At 60.7% G+C, this 15,905-nt stretch carries 16 protein-coding genes and 5 tRNA genes; 8 read left to right on the top strand and 13 right to left on the bottom strand.

Going from position 1 to position 15,905, the window contains the following annotated elements; all coding sequences use genetic code 11:
* Positions 1–11 precede the first annotated feature (11 nt).
* Positions 12–1,814 carry a single-stranded-DNA-specific exonuclease RecJ gene (gene recJ / locus FNA46_RS03970; RefSeq protein WP_142881046.1) on the top strand — a complete coding sequence of 601 codons (1,803 nt, stop codon included), beginning with the start codon at positions 12–14 and terminating at the stop codon, positions 1,812–1,814.
* 102 nt (positions 1,815–1,916) lie between these two features.
* Here the strand turns inward: recJ and FNA46_RS03965 are convergent.
* The 5 genes from FNA46_RS03965 to gloA form a co-directional block, all read right to left on the bottom strand.
* Positions 1,917–1,991 (bottom strand) — tRNA-Glu (locus FNA46_RS03965).
* 205 nt (positions 1,992–2,196) lie between these two features.
* Positions 2,197–2,271: transfer RNA gene (locus FNA46_RS03960), tRNA-Glu, on the bottom strand.
* 168 nt (positions 2,272–2,439) lie between these two features.
* Positions 2,440–2,514: transfer RNA gene (locus FNA46_RS03955), tRNA-Glu, on the bottom strand.
* A 172-nt stretch (positions 2,515–2,686) separates the two neighbouring features.
* Positions 2,687–3,268 (bottom strand): hypothetical protein, encoded by a 582-nt coding sequence (locus FNA46_RS03950; RefSeq protein WP_142881045.1) that lies wholly within the window; start codon positions 3,266–3,268, stop codon positions 2,687–2,689.
* 186 nt (positions 3,269–3,454) lie between these two features.
* Entirely contained in the window at positions 3,455–3,895 is a 441-nt protein-coding gene (gloA, locus tag FNA46_RS03945) for a lactoylglutathione lyase (RefSeq protein ID WP_142881044.1), read from the bottom strand.
* 211 nt (positions 3,896–4,106) lie between these two features.
* Between gloA and FNA46_RS03940 the strand changes: the two genes are divergently transcribed.
* From FNA46_RS03940 to FNA46_RS03915, 6 genes are all read left to right on the top strand, one after another.
* Complete coding sequence (locus FNA46_RS03940) at positions 4,107–4,685, top strand: cold-shock protein (RefSeq protein ID WP_142881043.1); 579 nt, start codon at positions 4,107–4,109, stop codon at positions 4,683–4,685.
* The gene (locus FNA46_RS03935) at positions 4,685–5,161 is read left to right on the top strand and encodes a DUF192 domain-containing protein (RefSeq protein WP_142881042.1); all 477 of its coding nucleotides are present in this window, start codon (positions 4,685–4,687) and stop codon (positions 5,159–5,161) included. Before FNA46_RS03940 ends, FNA46_RS03935 begins: the two co-directional genes overlap by 1 nt.
* Before the next feature lie 148 nt (positions 5,162–5,309).
* Positions 5,310–5,386: transfer RNA gene (locus tag FNA46_RS03930), tRNA-Pro, on the top strand.
* A 121-nt stretch (positions 5,387–5,507) separates the two neighbouring features.
* Positions 5,508–5,813, top strand: a complete 306-nt coding sequence (locus FNA46_RS03925; protein WP_142881041.1) for an ETC complex I subunit — start codon at positions 5,508–5,510, stop codon at positions 5,811–5,813.
* Positions 5,814–5,831: 18 nt separating this feature from the next.
* Positions 5,832–5,908, top strand: a tRNA-Arg gene (locus FNA46_RS03920).
* Positions 5,909–6,013: 105 nt separating this feature from the next.
* A complete protein-coding gene (locus FNA46_RS03915) occupies positions 6,014–6,583 on the top strand; it encodes an RES family NAD+ phosphorylase (RefSeq protein ID WP_142881040.1) in 570 nt (189 codons plus the stop codon).
* A 161-nt stretch (positions 6,584–6,744) separates the two neighbouring features.
* On the opposite strand, the gene FNA46_RS03910 is transcribed toward FNA46_RS03915, so the two are convergent.
* The 4 genes from FNA46_RS03910 to FNA46_RS25925 all read right to left on the bottom strand — a co-directional run bounded on the left by FNA46_RS03910 (position 6,745) and on the right by FNA46_RS25925 (position 8,149).
* On the bottom strand, positions 6,745–6,990 hold the full coding sequence (locus tag FNA46_RS03910) for a DUF982 domain-containing protein (RefSeq protein WP_142881039.1): 246 nt from the start codon (positions 6,988–6,990) through the stop codon (positions 6,745–6,747).
* A 181-nt stretch (positions 6,991–7,171) separates the two neighbouring features.
* On the bottom strand, positions 7,172–7,300 hold the full coding sequence (locus FNA46_RS26510) for a hypothetical protein (protein ID WP_280177849.1): 129 nt from the start codon (positions 7,298–7,300) through the stop codon (positions 7,172–7,174).
* A gap of 167 nt (positions 7,301–7,467) precedes the next feature.
* Positions 7,468–7,944 (bottom strand): hypothetical protein, encoded by a 477-nt coding sequence (locus tag FNA46_RS03905; RefSeq protein ID WP_142881038.1) that lies wholly within the window; start codon positions 7,942–7,944, stop codon positions 7,468–7,470.
* A gap of 43 nt (positions 7,945–7,987) precedes the next feature.
* Entirely contained in the window at positions 7,988–8,149 is a 162-nt protein-coding gene (locus FNA46_RS25925; RefSeq protein WP_185969714.1) for a hypothetical protein, read from the bottom strand.
* A 768-nt stretch (positions 8,150–8,917) separates the two neighbouring features.
* On the opposite strand from FNA46_RS25925, the gene FNA46_RS03900 reads away from it, so the two are divergent.
* Positions 8,918–10,960, top strand: coding sequence for an SPFH domain-containing protein (locus FNA46_RS03900; protein ID WP_142881037.1), 2,043 nt, complete (start codon positions 8,918–8,920; stop codon positions 10,958–10,960).
* 326 nt (positions 10,961–11,286) lie between these two features.
* Here the strand turns inward: FNA46_RS03900 and FNA46_RS03895 are convergent, their stop codons facing one another.
* From FNA46_RS03895 to FNA46_RS03880, 4 genes are all read right to left on the bottom strand, one after another.
* Positions 11,287–12,066 carry an amino acid ABC transporter ATP-binding protein gene (locus FNA46_RS03895; protein WP_142881036.1) on the bottom strand — a complete coding sequence of 260 codons (780 nt, stop codon included), beginning with the start codon at positions 12,064–12,066 and terminating at the stop codon, positions 11,287–11,289.
* An 18-nt stretch (positions 12,067–12,084) separates the two neighbouring features.
* Entirely contained in the window at positions 12,085–13,239 is a 1,155-nt protein-coding gene (locus FNA46_RS03890; protein WP_142881035.1) for an amino acid ABC transporter permease, read from the bottom strand.
* A gap of 1 nt (position 13,240) precedes the next feature.
* Positions 13,241–14,443, bottom strand: coding sequence for an amino acid ABC transporter permease (locus FNA46_RS03885; RefSeq protein ID WP_142881034.1), 1,203 nt, complete (start codon positions 14,441–14,443; stop codon positions 13,241–13,243).
* A gap of 120 nt (positions 14,444–14,563) precedes the next feature.
* Positions 14,564–15,586: an amino acid ABC transporter substrate-binding protein gene (locus FNA46_RS03880; protein ID WP_142881033.1), complete on the bottom strand. Its 1,023-nt coding sequence runs from the start codon at positions 15,584–15,586 to the stop codon at positions 14,564–14,566.
* Positions 15,587–15,905 lie beyond the last annotated feature (319 nt).

Genomic DNA, 15,905 nt, shown 5'->3' with positions numbered 1-15,905 from the left:
AGCCCCTCGCCATGTCCGAACCGGTTGACCCCGTCTCGCGCGCCTTTCTGGGCGTGGAGCGTTCCGCTACTGGCCAGCGCTGGGTATCCCGGCTGGATCAGGCCGGCCAGAACCGGGCGCTTGCCATGGCGCAGGTGCACGGCATTCCGGAGCTGATTGCGCGCGTGCTCGCCGGTCGCGGCGTGACGCTGGACGATGCGCCAGGCTTTCTTGATCCAACAATCCGCAACCTGATGCCGGAACCCTATTCGCTGATCGATTGCGAGAAAGCGGCCATCCGGTTGGCGGATGCGGTTGCGCGCCGGGAGAAGGTGGCGATCTTTGGCGATTATGACGTGGACGGTGCCGCTTCCTCTGCGCTGTTGGCGCGGTTCCTGCGTCATTTCGGCGTGGATGCCGAGATCTATATCCCTGACCGCATCTTCGAAGGCTATGGCCCGAACGCGGCGGCGCTACGCCAGCTGGTTGCCGGCGGTGCGCAGCTGATCGTGACCGTCGATTGCGGCTCGACAAGTCATGAGGCGCTGGCCGCCGCGGCAGAAGAGCGATGCGACGTGGTGGTGATCGATCATCACCAGATGGGGCATGAATTGCCGCCGTGCCAGGCGCTGGTCAACCCGAATCGTCAGGACGACCTGTCGGGGCAGGGGCATCTCTGCGCGGCGGGCGTCGTGTTCATCGTGCTGGTCGCCACCGCCCGGCTGCTGCGCGAGCGCGGCGATGGCCGCACCAAGGGCCTCGATCTGCTCGGCCTGCTCGATCTGGTGGCGCTCGCCACCGTGTGCGATGTGGTGCCGCTGAAGGGGCTGAACCGCGCCTATGTGGTGAAAGGTCTGCTGACGGCGCGGCACATGGGCAATGCGGGGCTGGCCGCACTTTTTCGCAAGGCGGGCCTTGGCGGTCCGGTGACGCCCTATCATCTCGGTTTCCTGATCGGTCCCCGGATCAATGCGGGCGGGCGAATCGGCGATGCTGCGCTCGGCAGCCGGCTGCTGACCCTCGATGATCCGGCCATGGCCGATTCGATAGCAGCGCAGCTCGACGATCTCAACCGCGAACGGCAAGCCATGGAGGCGGCCATGCTGATGGAGGCGGAAGCCGAGGTGATCGCCGAATACGGCACCGGCGAAAATGCCGCCGTCATCGTCACCGCGCGGGAAAACTGGCACCCCGGCATTGTCGGCCTGCTGGCGGCGCGGCTAAAGGAAAAGTTCAAGCGGCCGGCCTTTGCCATTGCCTTCGATCCGTCGGGACGGGGAACCGGCTCCGGCCGTTCGATCCCCGGTTTCGACATGGGGCGCATGGTGCGTGCTGCCGTCGATGATGGCCTGCTGGTCAAGGGCGGTGGCCATGCCATGGCGGCGGGTCTCACCGTGGAACGCAGCAAGCTTGGGCTGCTGCGCGCCCATTTCGAAGCGGTGGCTGAGAAGACGGTACCGGATCTGGTCGCCAACCACATGCTGAAGATCGATGGCGCTCTGGCGGCCTCCGGGGCAACGCTGGCCCTGATCGATCAGATGGAGCAGGCCGGTCCCTATGGCTCGGGCCACAGCCAGCCGGTCTTTGCATTGCCGGCGCACCGCATCACCGATTCGCGACTGATTGGCACGTCGCATGTGAAGGTCACGCTGCAGGGCATGGATGGTAGTCGCCTCGACGGAATCGCGTTTCGCGCCGGTGACACGCCGCTCGGGCAGTTGCTGCTGTCGTCGCGCGGTCAGACGCTGCATGTGGCGGGATCGCTCGGTGCGGATCACTGGCAGGGCAGCCGCCGCATTCAACTGCGCATTCTGGATGCCGCGAAGGCCGTCTGATAAGGCGCGCGGGATGGTTCCGCTCTGCATCAGAAGAGTACAGGCAAACGTTCGAAACGAACGACCCAAAGCCAAATTTAGCGATATATTGAGAAAGTGAAGTGGCACGCCCTAGGGGAGTCGAACCCCTCTTCCCAGAATGAAAATCTGGTGTCCTAACCGATAGACGAAGGGCGCGTGCGCTTCGTTGTGTGGCGCCCTTATAGGCGGGCGCCGATTGTCATGCAAGCGTCAAATTTCACTTTTCGCGCTGTGAATCGCAAAAAAATCATCGGGCTGAGCGGCGGCTGTGGAAAGGCGGAAAGCGACGCAAATACAAAGAGGTATCGCAAAGGAACTGCGCAGAATGTCAGCGTCACAAACAGGAAAACATCGCGGAGAATGGCACGCCCTAGGGGAGTCGAACCCCTCTTCCCAGAATGAAAATCTGGTGTCCTAACCGATAGACGAAGGGCGCGTGCGCTTCGTGGTGGCGCCCTTATAAGCGGAGATTTTTGACATGCAAGCGAAAAGTTGCCGCATCTCTGAACTTTTTTGGACAAGTGAAATGCATGTCGCGCCGCGTGCGTGACGGCGCAAGCCAGCAAGATTGGAAGCCAATGAAAACTGTTTGCAAGAAGGAAAGTGGCACGCCCTAGGGGAGTCGAACCCCTCTTCCCAGAATGAAAATCTGGTGTCCTAACCGATAGACGAAGGGCGCGTGCGCTTCGTGGTGTGGCGCCCTTATAGGCGGGCAAAATCCGGGAGGCAAGCGTGATTTTGCGCAAGCGACACAAAATCCGCAGCATGTGCGATACGATCTGTGGATAACAGAAAGTTGCATTCTATCAGTGTGTTAACTGCCAACGTTGATTCAGCCTACGAGGGCTCTCTCACCATAGGCCGTCCTTTGCTCCGCCCGATGATGGCGTTGCCGGGGAGGCCTGTGCGCTGAACACGCTGCCCGCCATGGGGTTGATGCGGCCGACAACCGGCACCGGAGCCGGCGCATCCATCGCGGGCATGCCGGGGGCTGTGGCTGAGGGGGAGGACATCGCGTAAAGACTGCTGGCGCCGGCACGCACCGCCGTTGGCTGGTTGACCAGTGCAGCGAAATCGGACGAGGGCTGCTGCGCTGCCTGAGGTTGGTGCATCGCGCTCTCCGAGGGGGGCGTTTCCGGCGGACGGTAGGCGCGGCTGCGCCGCTGCAGCGAACCATCGGCGGACACGATCATGGGATCGACATAAGCGCTGGCGGCTGTGTCTGCGGGCGCTGCTGCCGCTGCCGTCGCCACCTGCTGCGCCTCGGGCATCTTCGCTGCGGCCGCAGGTGCCGGCTTTGCGACAGCCGTGATGGCGGGCTTTGGTGCGGAGAGCAGGTTGACGCAGCCGGTAAGGCCAAGGCTGATGCCGATCACGGCGAACAGTGCGCCTGGCACCTGGAAGGTCTTGGAGGTGTGTGGCGTGGTCTGCATGCGCTTCCCGGTCCTGCTGGATCATCACTGCCGCCGAGCATGCGCCGGCAAGCCTGTGTCAGGCTTGCCGGGATGCGGATCGAGGCCGGCAATTCGCGCGCATGAAAAAGCCGGCGCGTGGCGCCGGCTGAACATGAGACAAGACCGCCTGCAGGCAGGCCCTGTGCCGGCTTATCAGCTGTCGGCTTACCAGCTGCCGGTGTTGGGCATCGAGATCCAGGGTTCTGCCGGTTCGAGGGCCGGTCCCTTCTGCAGCAGTTCGATGGAGATGCCGTCCGGCGAGCGGATGAAGGCCATGTTGCCATCGCGCGGCGGACGGTTGATCGTCACGCCGAGGTCTGCCAGGCGCTGGCAGGTGTCATAGATATTGTCGACCTCATAGGCGAGATGGCCGAAATTGCGGCCGCCGGTATAGTCTTCCGGGTCCCAGTTGTAGGTGAGTTCCAGAAGCGGGGCGCGCAGGGTTTCGCCGGCTTCCACATCCTTCTCGGCGGCGAGGAAGATCAGCGTGAATCGACCCTTTTCGTTTTCGATACGGCGGACTTCCTTCAGTCCGAAAATACGGGTGTAGAAATCGAGCGAGGCATCAAGGTCCTTGATCCGGACCATGGTGTGCAAGTAGCGCATGAATGGCTTTCCTCCTGATCGGGCGGTCCCGGTCATGCCGGGCGCTGCTGGGATATGCAGCACTGGTCAGCCTCAGGCAAGGCGTTTACCCTATAAAGAAAGGGATAACACGTGAGCAGGGTCTTGCGCTGGACGAACGGCGCAATGTTAACATATCCTCTAAGAATCAGTTAACCGATCGACCGTGACGCGTAATCCAGGGGCTGACAGTATGGCGGACAGAATGTCATCGAAGGACGTTGCGAGTTTCGAGGAGCTCGGTGGCGAACCGGTAGAACTGATCGAGATCACCGGTGTGGTGAAGTGGTTCGATGTTGCCAAGGGATTCGGTTTCATCGTTCCCGACAACGGCATGCAGGACGTGCTGCTGCATGTGACCTGCCTTCGGCGTGACGGATACCAGACCATTCTGGAGGGAACCCGGATCGTGGCGCTGATCCAGCGGCGTGATCGCGGCTATCAGGCGTTCCGTATCCTTTCCATGGACCAGTCGACGGCGGTGCATCCTTCGCAGCTGCCGCCGGTACGCACCCATGTGCAGGTGACGCCGACGAGCGGGCTGGAACGTGCACTGGTCAAGTGGTTCAACCGCACCAAGGGATTCGGCTTCCTGACACGCGGCGAAGGCACCGAAGACATCTTCATCCACATGGAAACGCTGCGGCGCTTCGGCCTGACGGAACTTCGTCCGGGTCAGGTCGTTCTTGTGCGCTTCGGTTATGGTGACAAGGGCCTTATGGCTGCCGAAATTCACCCGGATGGTCCGAGCGTTCTCCCAAGGGCTCATTGATGCGTCGTCTTTTCACCGGTCTTGTCGCGAGCGCCATCATGGCGCTCTTTGCGTTTTTTGCCTCCGCATCGGTCGCGCAGCTGCGTTTCGATACGCAGCCGCTGGCAATTGTCACGGCCTCCGGTGTGCGCCACAACTTTACGGTTGAGCTTGCGCTTGATTCGCAACAGCGCCAGCAGGGGCTGATGTACCGCACAGAGATGGCCGAGGATCGCGGCATGCTGTTCGATTTCGGCGGCGCAAGGGATGTGTCCATGTGGATGCGCAACACGCTTCTGCCGCTCGACATGCTGTTCATCGATGCCGCAGGCCGTGTTGTGAACATTCACCAGGGCGCGGTGCCATTGTCGGAAGCGATCATCTCTTCCGGTGGCCCTGTGAATTACGTGCTGGAGCTGAAAGGCGGGGTTGTGGCAAGTCGTGGCATTGCCATCGGCGACCGCGTGGAGAGCGCCCAGATCGCCCGGGGTCGCTGAACGGCGGGCAGGGGGCGCGGGCGGCTTCGGTCTTGCCTGGATCAACCCGGGAAGCGGCTCCAGTCTTTCCAGTGACTTGCCGAAGACGGTGTTATTTTGCAGTTGCGGCCAAAACGCGAACCGTGTATCTCGACTTTCATCGTTGGCACGGAGTGTAGCGCAGTCTGGTAGCGCATCTGGTTTGGGACCAGAGGGTCGGGAGTTCGAATCTCTCCACTCCGACCATCGCTGCCGAAGGCGTCTGGTTGACCGCCGGCGGGCTGGCAATGCCTCTGGGCATAGGCCGCCAGCGGCGGATACCCGGCTTCGGTCGGTGTAATTGGCGCCTAAGGGAGCGTTGAGACGTATGACGGCCAAGATTTTCCGTCCCGCAAAGACAGCCATGCAGTCCGGCAAGGCAAAGACTCATCTCTGGGTTCTTGAATTTGATCAGGAAGAGCCGCGCCGCATCGACCCCGTCCTTGGCTACACCTCTTCCAGCGACATGAAGCAGCAGGTTCGCCTGACCTTCGAAACGCTGGAACAGGCCAAGGCCTATGCCGAGCGCAATGGCATCGAGTACCGCGTGATCCTGCCGAAGGAAGCTGCGCGTCAGGCCGTATCCTACAGCGACAACTTCCGCTTCAATCGCCTTCAGCCCTGGACGCATTGATCCGGGTTCTGCCTCTCAGGCCCCTTAGCTCAACTGGATAGAGCAACTGCCTTCTAAGCAGTAGGTCGCAGGTTCGAGTCCTGCAGGGGTCGCCACTGGCTAGGATCTGTTATTTCGCCCGCCGATCTGCTTGCTTCGGTAAGTTCCGCGCTAAAGACGGCGAAAAACCTCCGCCGACAGGGATCTCCACGGAACGATCAATGCCGCTTTTCGCGCATTCGCATCTCGAGAAGGTCGAAAGGTCGGGCGATCTCGTGCGGATAAGCGGTCTGTTCTTTCGTTCCGTCCCGTCAGACCATGCCGACCAAGTCCTTACCCCGCCGGTCAGCGACAAGGCTGGTCGTTACCATAGGCCCGGGCAACCCATTCTGTATACAAGCGCGACGCTTGACTGGTCGATCATCGCCGTTTCCGGATACATGCGTGACGATAATCGCCCGCGCGTCGTTGTGCCTTTGCGCATCGATGATGCGCTTGTCCTGGATCAGCATGATGAAGGCGCCTGCCTGCGACTTGGCATTGATCGGGACTTGTCCAACGAATCCTGGACGAGGGCGTTGGCGGAAGGGCGGGAACCGGGCTCCTGGCGGAACGCCGATAAGGCACGTGCCTGCGGCGCAGACGGGCTTGTCGACCGGTCCAGAATGATTCCGGGCGGATGGCATTTGAACCTGTTTCGCTGGAACGACTTGGGCGGGCCGAAAGTGACGGTCTGCGGCGGTCCCATCGATATCAAGCTATCGTCCGGCGGCGCCAAATGGGGACTGTGATCCCGCTCGACTGGACGTTCTGAAACGGGACGCGGCGTTGTCAGTGGTGATCGTGTTGTGCTGCGGTCAAACCTTGGCTGCCCGGCGTCTTGATGATGTTCCGCCGTAGGTAGGGGCGCATGCCCATATCAACATCTTGAGGGCGTCGGAATGTGCAACGCTCATGCCTTGAGAAGGATAGCCGCTTCTTCTGCGGCGGCAACGAAGGCCTCGCGGGCTGCGTCATCGGTCTGGCGGCCGGCATCCACCGCAGCCAGTACGAGGAGGGCGCGGTCCAGTGCAGGCCCCTCGTCCAGAGGCCAGTCCTCGATCATCGCCCAGGCGGCTGCCTGCGTCGAATCGATCACGACGTCTTCTGCGGGATCGCCAAGACGTACGACGACGGACTTCTTCCAGGCTTTGCTCATGCTCTGTCTCGCTTGGTGATCGGGGGGCGACGCTTGCGGATTGCTCTACGCTGAAAGGCGCGTCATCGGATCCGCAGCTTGCCTGTTCCCGATCAGGAAAGGTTCGTATTGCGGGGCTGTAGCCTGATTCATTTGGCGAGGCGAGAAAATTCGCGTCTTTCCGGAAGGTGGTGCAGGCCGATCAGCGGTGCTGACGTTCCAGTTGCAGAGGTGCGTGCGTGCGGTGGGTTTCCGCATATTGCACGACAACAGGCAGGGCGACGGTAAAGAGAATGAGCGCAACGATGAATGCCGGCCCCTGGATCGCCATGGAACACCTCTTGAAATCCATCGAACCCGGTTCGATGTTCGTTAAGGCAGATTGTGACAAAAAGGTGGCGCCTCGTACAGGCAAATCCGCGTGTGAACGGGCGGTCTACCGCATTTTCTTTCCGACAATCCCTCACCACGCTTGCAATGCGAAAGATTTGTGACTATCTAGCGCCCATCACCTGTATCGATGGCTTCCTGCTGTGGCTCTGCTGCGCGTTCGATGCCGTCCAGGTCAGAAAGGGCGCTCCCCGCAAGGGTCGAGCGCCCTTTCTCATTTCCGGCAGAGATGGCGCCATGCCTGGGTGACATCACGGATCGGTAGCGAAGTCGTACGGCGGCTTGTCTGTCCTGCAATTGCGCGAGAAAGCCGGCGCGAACCTCGCTCATGCTCAGGCTGCCGCTGACCCATCCTTCGATCAGGGCGAGAAAGCGCGGATCCGTGTCCAGCGACATGCCGTGTCTGTCGAGTCTTGCAATGACTCTTTCCACGATAATGCGGCGCGATTCCTCGCTCATATCCGGCCTTTGTGCCGATACGCCATACAGCCTCGGGTTTTCATGTCTCATACGCTCCAGGAATGCGCCGCGGACAGGCGAATCGTCTGCCACAAGGGCGCTCGTGATGCGCAGAAAATACGGCAACAGAAGGTCCTGTGGCGCAAGCGGTCGTCTCTTTGAGGGCCTGCTACCAGATCCCGCTGTCGCGCCAGTAGACGATTGCGATCATCAGCAACATCGCCAGGGCTGCGCGACGCGCCAGAAGCAAAAGGGCGTGGCGTGTCTGATCCTGACCCGCGTCGGTGGCTTCTGACTGATTTGGTGCAGGCTCGAAGGGCAGGGATGTCATGGTCACTCGATTGCGCTCAATCACTGCTGATGCAGCCAAACGCTGCCTGCACACGATTGTTCCGTAAGGCTTCAAAAATCGCTGGGGGTAGGCCAAGGCCTTGTGTCGGCATGCTGTTTCCTTGCCTGCTGTCCACTGAGCGGATCCCTGTTTGATTCACGCTATTATAACACGGAGTCTGTGTCGCAATCATTCAAGAATTGTTGCGGTTTGATATTCCACATGTATTGCTGTCCCATTGTGAGACGATGGATCGGATGCGGAAAGCGCACGCGCTGCCGAGCGGAACAGTCATCCACGTCGTGCCTCTACCAGAGGTATCTGATCATCCTGCCAAGCGCTCGACGGCGCGTAGGGATGGAAACGGTCGAGGGAAATCCGACAGAGCGCATGTAACCATACCCGCCGGGGGAAGCCCCCGTGCCTGCATGGGACCGCGTTCCATGTTAGAGGTTCTGAATGCTCGAAATCCCGGTTTCGCGGCAACGGTTTAGAAGCCGGCGGAAAATAGCCCCTTCAAATGATCCTGAACATCTATTAGTTTTTGTGTCGTCATGTTCGTCAAGGCGACAGTGCTGTGAAAACCCAGAAGACAGGCCCGCGTACCGACGACAACGGCACAGTCTTTCATGCAAGTGATCAGTCACACTTGAATATCCATGCGGGCGCATTGAACCCGCATGCGTGATCATCCCCCCACCCATCACAATCAAACTTCAACCGGAGCGGGCTGCGGGTCGAAGGATCGTGCGCTCGCGGGACAGACATATGGATATTCTACATCAGTTCAGTCCGGCCGTCGTACAGGTCGCGGAGATTGCGATCCTCGTTCTTCTGCTGTTGCTCATCCTGTGGCGCAGCGGATGTGTGCGTTACATCCCCAATGACAGATTGGGCGTGCTCGAAAAGCTGTGGAGCATGCGCGGCTCCGTCGAGAATGGTTTCATTGCACTCAACGGAGAAGCGGGGTTCCAGCCGAAGGTGGTGCGCGGCGGCCTCCACTTCTTCATGCCGTTCCAATACGCGCTCCACCGCGCCAATCTGGTGACGATACCGCAGGGTCAGATCGGCTATGTCTTTGCCCGCGATGGTAAGCCGTTGCCCCCCACGCAGACGCTTGCCTCCAATGTAGAAGCCGACGATTTTCAGGATGTACGCGATTTCCTCACCAAGGGCGGCCAGAAAGGACCGCAGCGAAAGATCCTGCGCGAAGGAACCTACGCCATCAATCTCGCGCAATTCATCGTGCTGACGGCGCAGTCAACCTATGCCATCAATCTCAATGCCGCCGAGGAGAAGCTGTTCTCCGACATGTCATTGCTGATTACCGAACGCAGGGGCTTCGAACCTGTCATCATCGACAACGCCTCGGATATGATCGGCATCGTGACCGTGCATGACGGCCCGGCGCTTGCCGAAGGCGAGATCATTGCGCCCACGGTCGCGAACGATCCCGCCGACCCGCATTTTCATAACAATTTCCAGGATCCGGAACGGTTTCTGGCTGCTGGCGGCTATCGCGGCAGACAATTGCAGGTGCTGGCTGACGGCAGCTATTTCATCAACCGCATCTTTGCGACCGTCGAACTCGTCAACAAGACGGTCATCCAGGTCGGAACGGTCGGGGTGGTCGTCTCCTATACCGGCCGCCGTGGCACGGACCTTTCCGGCCAGAGTTACCGTCACGGTGAACTGGTCGACATTGGTGAACGCGGCGTCTGGTCAACACCCCTCTTGCCCGGGAAATATGCGTTCAACACCTATGCCGGCAATATCGTCATCGTGCCGACCACGAATTTCGTTCTGAAATGGACGAAGGAGCAGTTTGGCGAACACCGGCTGGATGAGAATCTCTCCGAAGTCTCGCTGATCACCAGGGATGCCTTCGAGCCCGTCCTGCCGCTCTCTGTGGTCGTGCATATCGATTACATGAAGGCGCCCCTGGTCGTCCAACGTTTTGGCGATATCAAGCGGCTCGTCGAACAGACGCTCGACCCCATGGTGTCGGCCTATTTCAAGAATATTGCCCAGACCAAGACCCTGATCCAGCTCCTGCAGGAGCGCAGCGAGATCCAGAGCAAGTCCGGCGAAGAGATGCGGGAAAAATTCGCGGGCTATAATCTGGAGCTGCAGGAGGTTTTGATCGGTACGCCACGGGCCAATAACGGCCAGAACAGTATCGAGCAGATCCTGATGCAGTTGCGAGAGCGCCAGATTGCCGTCGAAAAGGTGGAAACCTACAAGCTGCAGGAGGCTGCTGCGATCCAGGAACGGACCTTGAGGGAAAAGGAAGCACTTGCGGAGCAGCAGGCAAAGATCACGACCTCGGCCCTGACGATCGAGATCAGCGAGAATGAAGGCAAGGCGCAGCTCGCGCGCACCCGTCAGCAGGCCGAGACGATACAGGTCACGGCGCGGGCCGAAGCCGAGAGGGTCCGTTTGTCCGGCCAGGGCGAGGCGGACCGGATCAAGACCGTTGCCCTTGCCGATGCCGAGCGTATCAAGGCGACCGGCTTTGCCGATGCTGAAAAGGTGCGGGCTGTCGGTCTGGCGGAAGCCGAAGCAACCGAAAAGAAGGTCGCCGCCTTCGGTGGCCCGGACTATCAGCTGCATTCGCAGGTTCTGATGCGCTTTGCCGAAGCGATCGAAAACGGAAGGCTGCCGCTCGTCCCGCAATTCCAGGTCGGCAATGCTGGCGAAAAGGGAAGCGCCAACGGTCTGGTGGAGATGATGCTGTCCATGCTGATCGCGGATCGCGCAGGTCAGCAACACGCGTCACCGCAACAGGTGGCGCCGACAGATCCGAAATGACGGGCTGATCGCGAGCGCCGTTCGCGGGGGGGAGCAGCGGATCGTCGTTGCCGTCGGTGGACCAGGGCCGCGTGCCATCGCGCTTTGGCTTCATGCGGCGGTGGGCGCTCCCGTTCAGCCGGTCACTTGTCTGAGGCGCAGGCAGGCCTCTGCTCGCGGGAAGTTTCGACCGCTGCGTTGCCGGCCTTCCGGCAGGGCAGCCGCTGCGCGGGTCAAAGGCGGCGTTGCTCCGCTCTCGACTGTATACCCACCCACGGGAAGACATTGACGATGCAAAAGGGGCGCCGCGTGGCGCCCCTTCAACGGATCGCTGTCCCGGACACGGATCAGTGCAGGATCTGGCTGAGGAACAGCTTGGTGCGTTCGTGCTGCGGATTGTCGAAGAACTCGGCCGGCGAGTTCTGCTCGACGATCTGACCCTGGTCCATGAAGATCACGCGGTTTGCCACCTGGCGGGCAAAGCCCATTTCGTGGGTCACGCAGAGCATGGTCATGCCCTCTTCGGCGAGGCTCACCATGGTGTCGAGCACCTCCTTGACCATTTCCGGGTCGAGAGCAGAGGTCGGCTCGTCGAACAGCATGATCTTCGGCTTCATGCAGAGCGAACGGGCAATCGCCACGCGCTGCTGCTGGCCGCCGGACAACTGCCCGGGGTACTTGTGTGCCTGTTCCGGGATCTTGACGCGCTTCAGATAGTGCATCGCGATCTCTTCCGCTTCCTTCTTCGGCATCTTGCGCACCCAGATCGGTGCCAGCGTGCAGTTTTCGAGGATGGTCAGGTGCGGGAAGAGGTTGAAGTGCTGGAACACCATGCCGACTTCGCGGCGCACTTCATCGATCTTCTTCAGGTCGTTGGTCAGTTCGATGCCATCCACCACGATCTTGCCCGCCTGGTGCTCCTCCAGGCGGTTGATGCAGCGGATCATCGTCGATTTGCCGGAACCCGACGGACCGGCAATGACGATGCGCTCGCCGCGCATGACGGTGAGGTTGACGTCGCGCAGCACGTGGAAATCCCCGTACCACTTGTTCATTCCGGTGATCTGGATGGCCACATCGGTGCTCGATACCGTCATGGCCTGCGGCTTGGTGGTCGTTGCAGACATGAGTTTATCCTTATCCTTTTAGCGCTTGTGGCCGGTGTCGAGATGGCGCTCCATGAACAGGGAGTAGCGCGACATGGCAAAGCAGAAGATCCAGAAGACGAAGCCGGCGAACACGTAACCGGTGACCGGCGTGACCGGGGTCGACCAGTTGGCGTCCGACTGGTTCAGCGTGACGATGCCGAGCAGGTCGAACATCCCGATGATGTAGACCAGCGAGGTATCCTTGAAGAGGCCGATGAAGGTGTTGACGATGCCGGGGATGACCAGCTTGATCGCCTGCGGCAGGATCACCAGTCGCATCTTCTGCCAGTAGCTGAGGCCGAGCGAATCGGCGCCTTCGAACTGGCCCTTCGGCATGGCCTGAAGGCCGCCGCGGATCACTTCCGCCATATAGGCGGAGGAGAAGAGCGACACGCCGATCAGCGCGCGCAGCAGCTTGTCGAAGGTCCAGCCGTCCGGCAGGAACAGCGGCAGCATGACGCTTGCCATGAACAGCACCGTGATCAGCGGAATGCCGCGGATGATCTCGATGAAGAGCACGCAGAGCATCTTGATGACCGGCATGTTCGACCGGCGACCGAGCGCGAGCAGGATGCCAAAGGGAAGCGAGACGGTGATCCCGAAGAAGGACAGGATCAGCGTGACCATCAGGCCGCCCCACAGCTGGGTTTCGACCGGCTGGAGGCCGAAACCGCCGCCGAGCAGGAAGAAGGCGACGACCGGCAGGACGATGAACAGCGCCAGGGCGTTCCAGCCCTTGAATGGCGCCTTCGGCATCAGCATCGGGATGAGCAGCACCACGAACATCGCCATGACCAGCATGGGACGCCAGTAGAGGCTGGACGGATAGCGACCGAAAATGAACTGCTGGAATTTGGCGGAGACGAAGGCCCAGCAGGCGCCCGACTGGCCATCCGGCAGGATGCCGCCCTGCGAGACGGTGGCGCAGGCCTTTCGGTCGGCGCCTGTCCAGCTCGCATTGATGAACAGCCACTGGATCAGGCCGGGCAGGATATAGGCCAGCAGCGCAAGGGCTGCGAGCGTCAGGATCGTATCTCCGGCCGAGGCAAACAGGTTGGTGCGCAGCCAGTGGATGACGCCCACCTGGCTGGACGGCGCCGGCTTGGCCGGTTCCATCTGGCGGCGAACATAGGAGAAGTCGGTCACAGCCATCTTATCTCTCCACCAGAGCCATCTTGGCGTTGAACCAGTTCATGAACAGCGCCGTGGTGACGGACAGCGACAGGTAGATCACGAGCCAGAGCGCGACGATCTCGACGGCCTGACCGGTCTGGTTCAGCATTGTGCCGCCGACCGCCACGACGTCGGCAAAGCCGACGGCGACGGCGAGCGAGGAGTTCTTCGTGAGGTTGAGGAACTGGCTGGTCAGCGGCGGGATGATGATGCGCATCGCCTGCGGGATGATGACGAGGCGGGTGGTCACGCCCGGGCGAAGGCCGAGCGCGCTTGCCGCTTCGGTCTGGCCCTTGGCAACCGCCATGATGCCGCCGCGCACGATTTCGGCGATGAATGAGGCGGTGTAGAAGGACAGCGCCAGGAACAGCGAGATGAATTCCGGACCGACCGTGCTGCCGCCCGTCAGGTTGAAGCGGCCGGCAATCGGATAGTCGAAGGTGACAGGCGAACCGAGCGCCAGGAAGGTGGCGGCAGGCAGGCCGATGATCAGGACGATCGCCGTCCAGCCGGAGCGGAACTGCTGGCCGGTGCGGGCCTGGCGCGCGCGCGCCCAGCGGAAGATCACGATCGAGGCGACAATGGCGACGACGAGCGCCACGCCCACCATCCATGCTCCATTGCCCCAGATCGCCTTCGGGAAGAAAAGGCCGCGATTGTTGAGATAGGATGCGAGCGGAAGCGCGATCGAGTCGCGTGCCTGCGGCAGCACCGCGATCACGCCCTTGTACCAGAACAGGATGACCAGCAACGGCGGAATGTTGCGGAAGATTTCCACATAGACCTGCGCCAGACGGGCAATCAGCCAGTTCTTCGACAGGCGGGCGATGCCGACGACGAAGCCCAGGATGGAGGCCGTAATGATGCCGAAAAAGGCAACCTGCAGCGTGTTGAGCAGGCCGATCAGCAGGGCGCGGCCATAGGTGGAATCGCTGCTGTAGGGGAGGAGTGTCTGGGCGATGTCGAAGCCCGCACGGCCCTGGAGGAAGCCGAAGCCCGAGGCGATGTTCGCCTTTTCAAGGTTGTGAATCGTGTTCTGGGTGATCTCCCAGACAAACAGCGCGACCAGCGCGACCGTCAGAACCTGGTAGAAGATGCCACGAACCTTCGGGTCGTAGATAAGCGATGATGTTGAAGACTGCTGAGTATCCGGTTTTGCCAAACTTGGCGCGAAGCCTGCCATCGGCGCCTTTCCCTCTTTTTCATGCTCGTTAGAGCTCGTTATTGCCCGTATCGGGTTCTTTTATACGTCGAAAGGCGGAGTATACCCCGCCTTTCGTGGTTTCGGAGGTTCGAAAGGCGCTTAGCGGATCGGCGGAGCGTACTGCAGGCCGCCCTTGGTCCACAGAGCGTTCAGGCCACGCTCGATCTTGATCGGGGTTTCCGGGCCAAGGTTGCGTGCGAAGACTTCGCCGTAATTGCCGACGGTCTTGACGATGTTGTAGGCCCAGTCGTTGGTCAGGCCGAGATCGGTACCGATCTTGCTGCCTTCTTCGGCACCCAGCATGCGCTTGATGTCCGGGCCGCCCTTGGTCTTCATCTCGTCGACATTCTTCGAGGTGATGCCGAATTCCTCGGCGCTGACCATGGCGTAGTGAACCCAGCTCACCACGTCGAACCACTGGTCGTCACCTTGGCGAACGGCCGGACCGAGCGGCTCCTTGGAGATGACTTCCGGCAGAACCACGTTTTCGTCGGGGTTCTTCATCTTCAGACGGATGGCATAGAGGCCGGACTGGTCGGTGGTGTAGACGTCGCAACGGCCGGCGTCATAGGCGCTGGTGGCGTCGGCTTCCTTCTCGAACACGACCGGGTTGTACTGAAGGTTGTTGGCCTTGAAGTAGTCGGCGAGGTTGAGTTCGGTGGTGGTGCCCTGCTGCACGCAGACAGCGGCGCCGGAGAGTTCCAGAGCCGACTTCACGTTGAGGCTCTTCTTCACCATGAAGCCCTGGCCGTCATAGTAGTTGACGGTGCGGAAGTTGAAGCCGAGCGAGGTGTCGCGGCTGATCGTCCAGGTGGTGTTGCGGGTCAGGACGTCCACTTCGCCGGACTGCAGGGCCGGGAAGCGGTCCTTGGAGGAGAGGGCCACGAACTTGGCCTTGGACGGATCGCCGAATACGGCAGCGGCAATGCCGCGGCAGTAATCGACGTCGATACCGGACCAGTCGCCCTTGTCGTTCGGGTTCGAGAAGCCGGGGATACCCTGGCTGACGCCGCAGGTGACAACGCCCTTTGCCTTGACGTCGGCAAGCGTGGCAGCGGATGCAGCCGAGGCAGCGCCAAGGACTGCCGCGCCAATCGCGGCTGACAGAATCGTCTTTTTCATTTTCCCAACCTTTGTCTGTTGTTCTTTATCGACCCAAGTCTCGCATCACCACGCCGTGAAGGCACCGGGGCAAGACCGCTCGCGTAAGGCCTCCCAAACGAGCTGGCCTTATCACAGTCGCAAATGTGGGCAGGGGTCAAGTCTTGCACTTTAAATTAGCGCCACAAATCCGACAAAATGCAGTGAGTTGGTAATATATTAGGCAGTTCATGCATTTTTGTGCAGTGGATGCCTATTGCGACGACAGGTTGCCGTGCTTTCCACGCATGGGTGTAATGGCAACCATGCGGGCAGGTCTTGACCCGTGCCGGCCTTGGCC

Origin of the sequence: Affinirhizobium straminoryzae (assembly GCF_007004135.1) — a bacterium.
Classification (GTDB): Bacteria; Pseudomonadota; Alphaproteobacteria; order Rhizobiales; family Rhizobiaceae; genus Neorhizobium; species Neorhizobium straminoryzae.
This window is presented reverse-complemented; position numbering and strand designations above follow the sequence as displayed.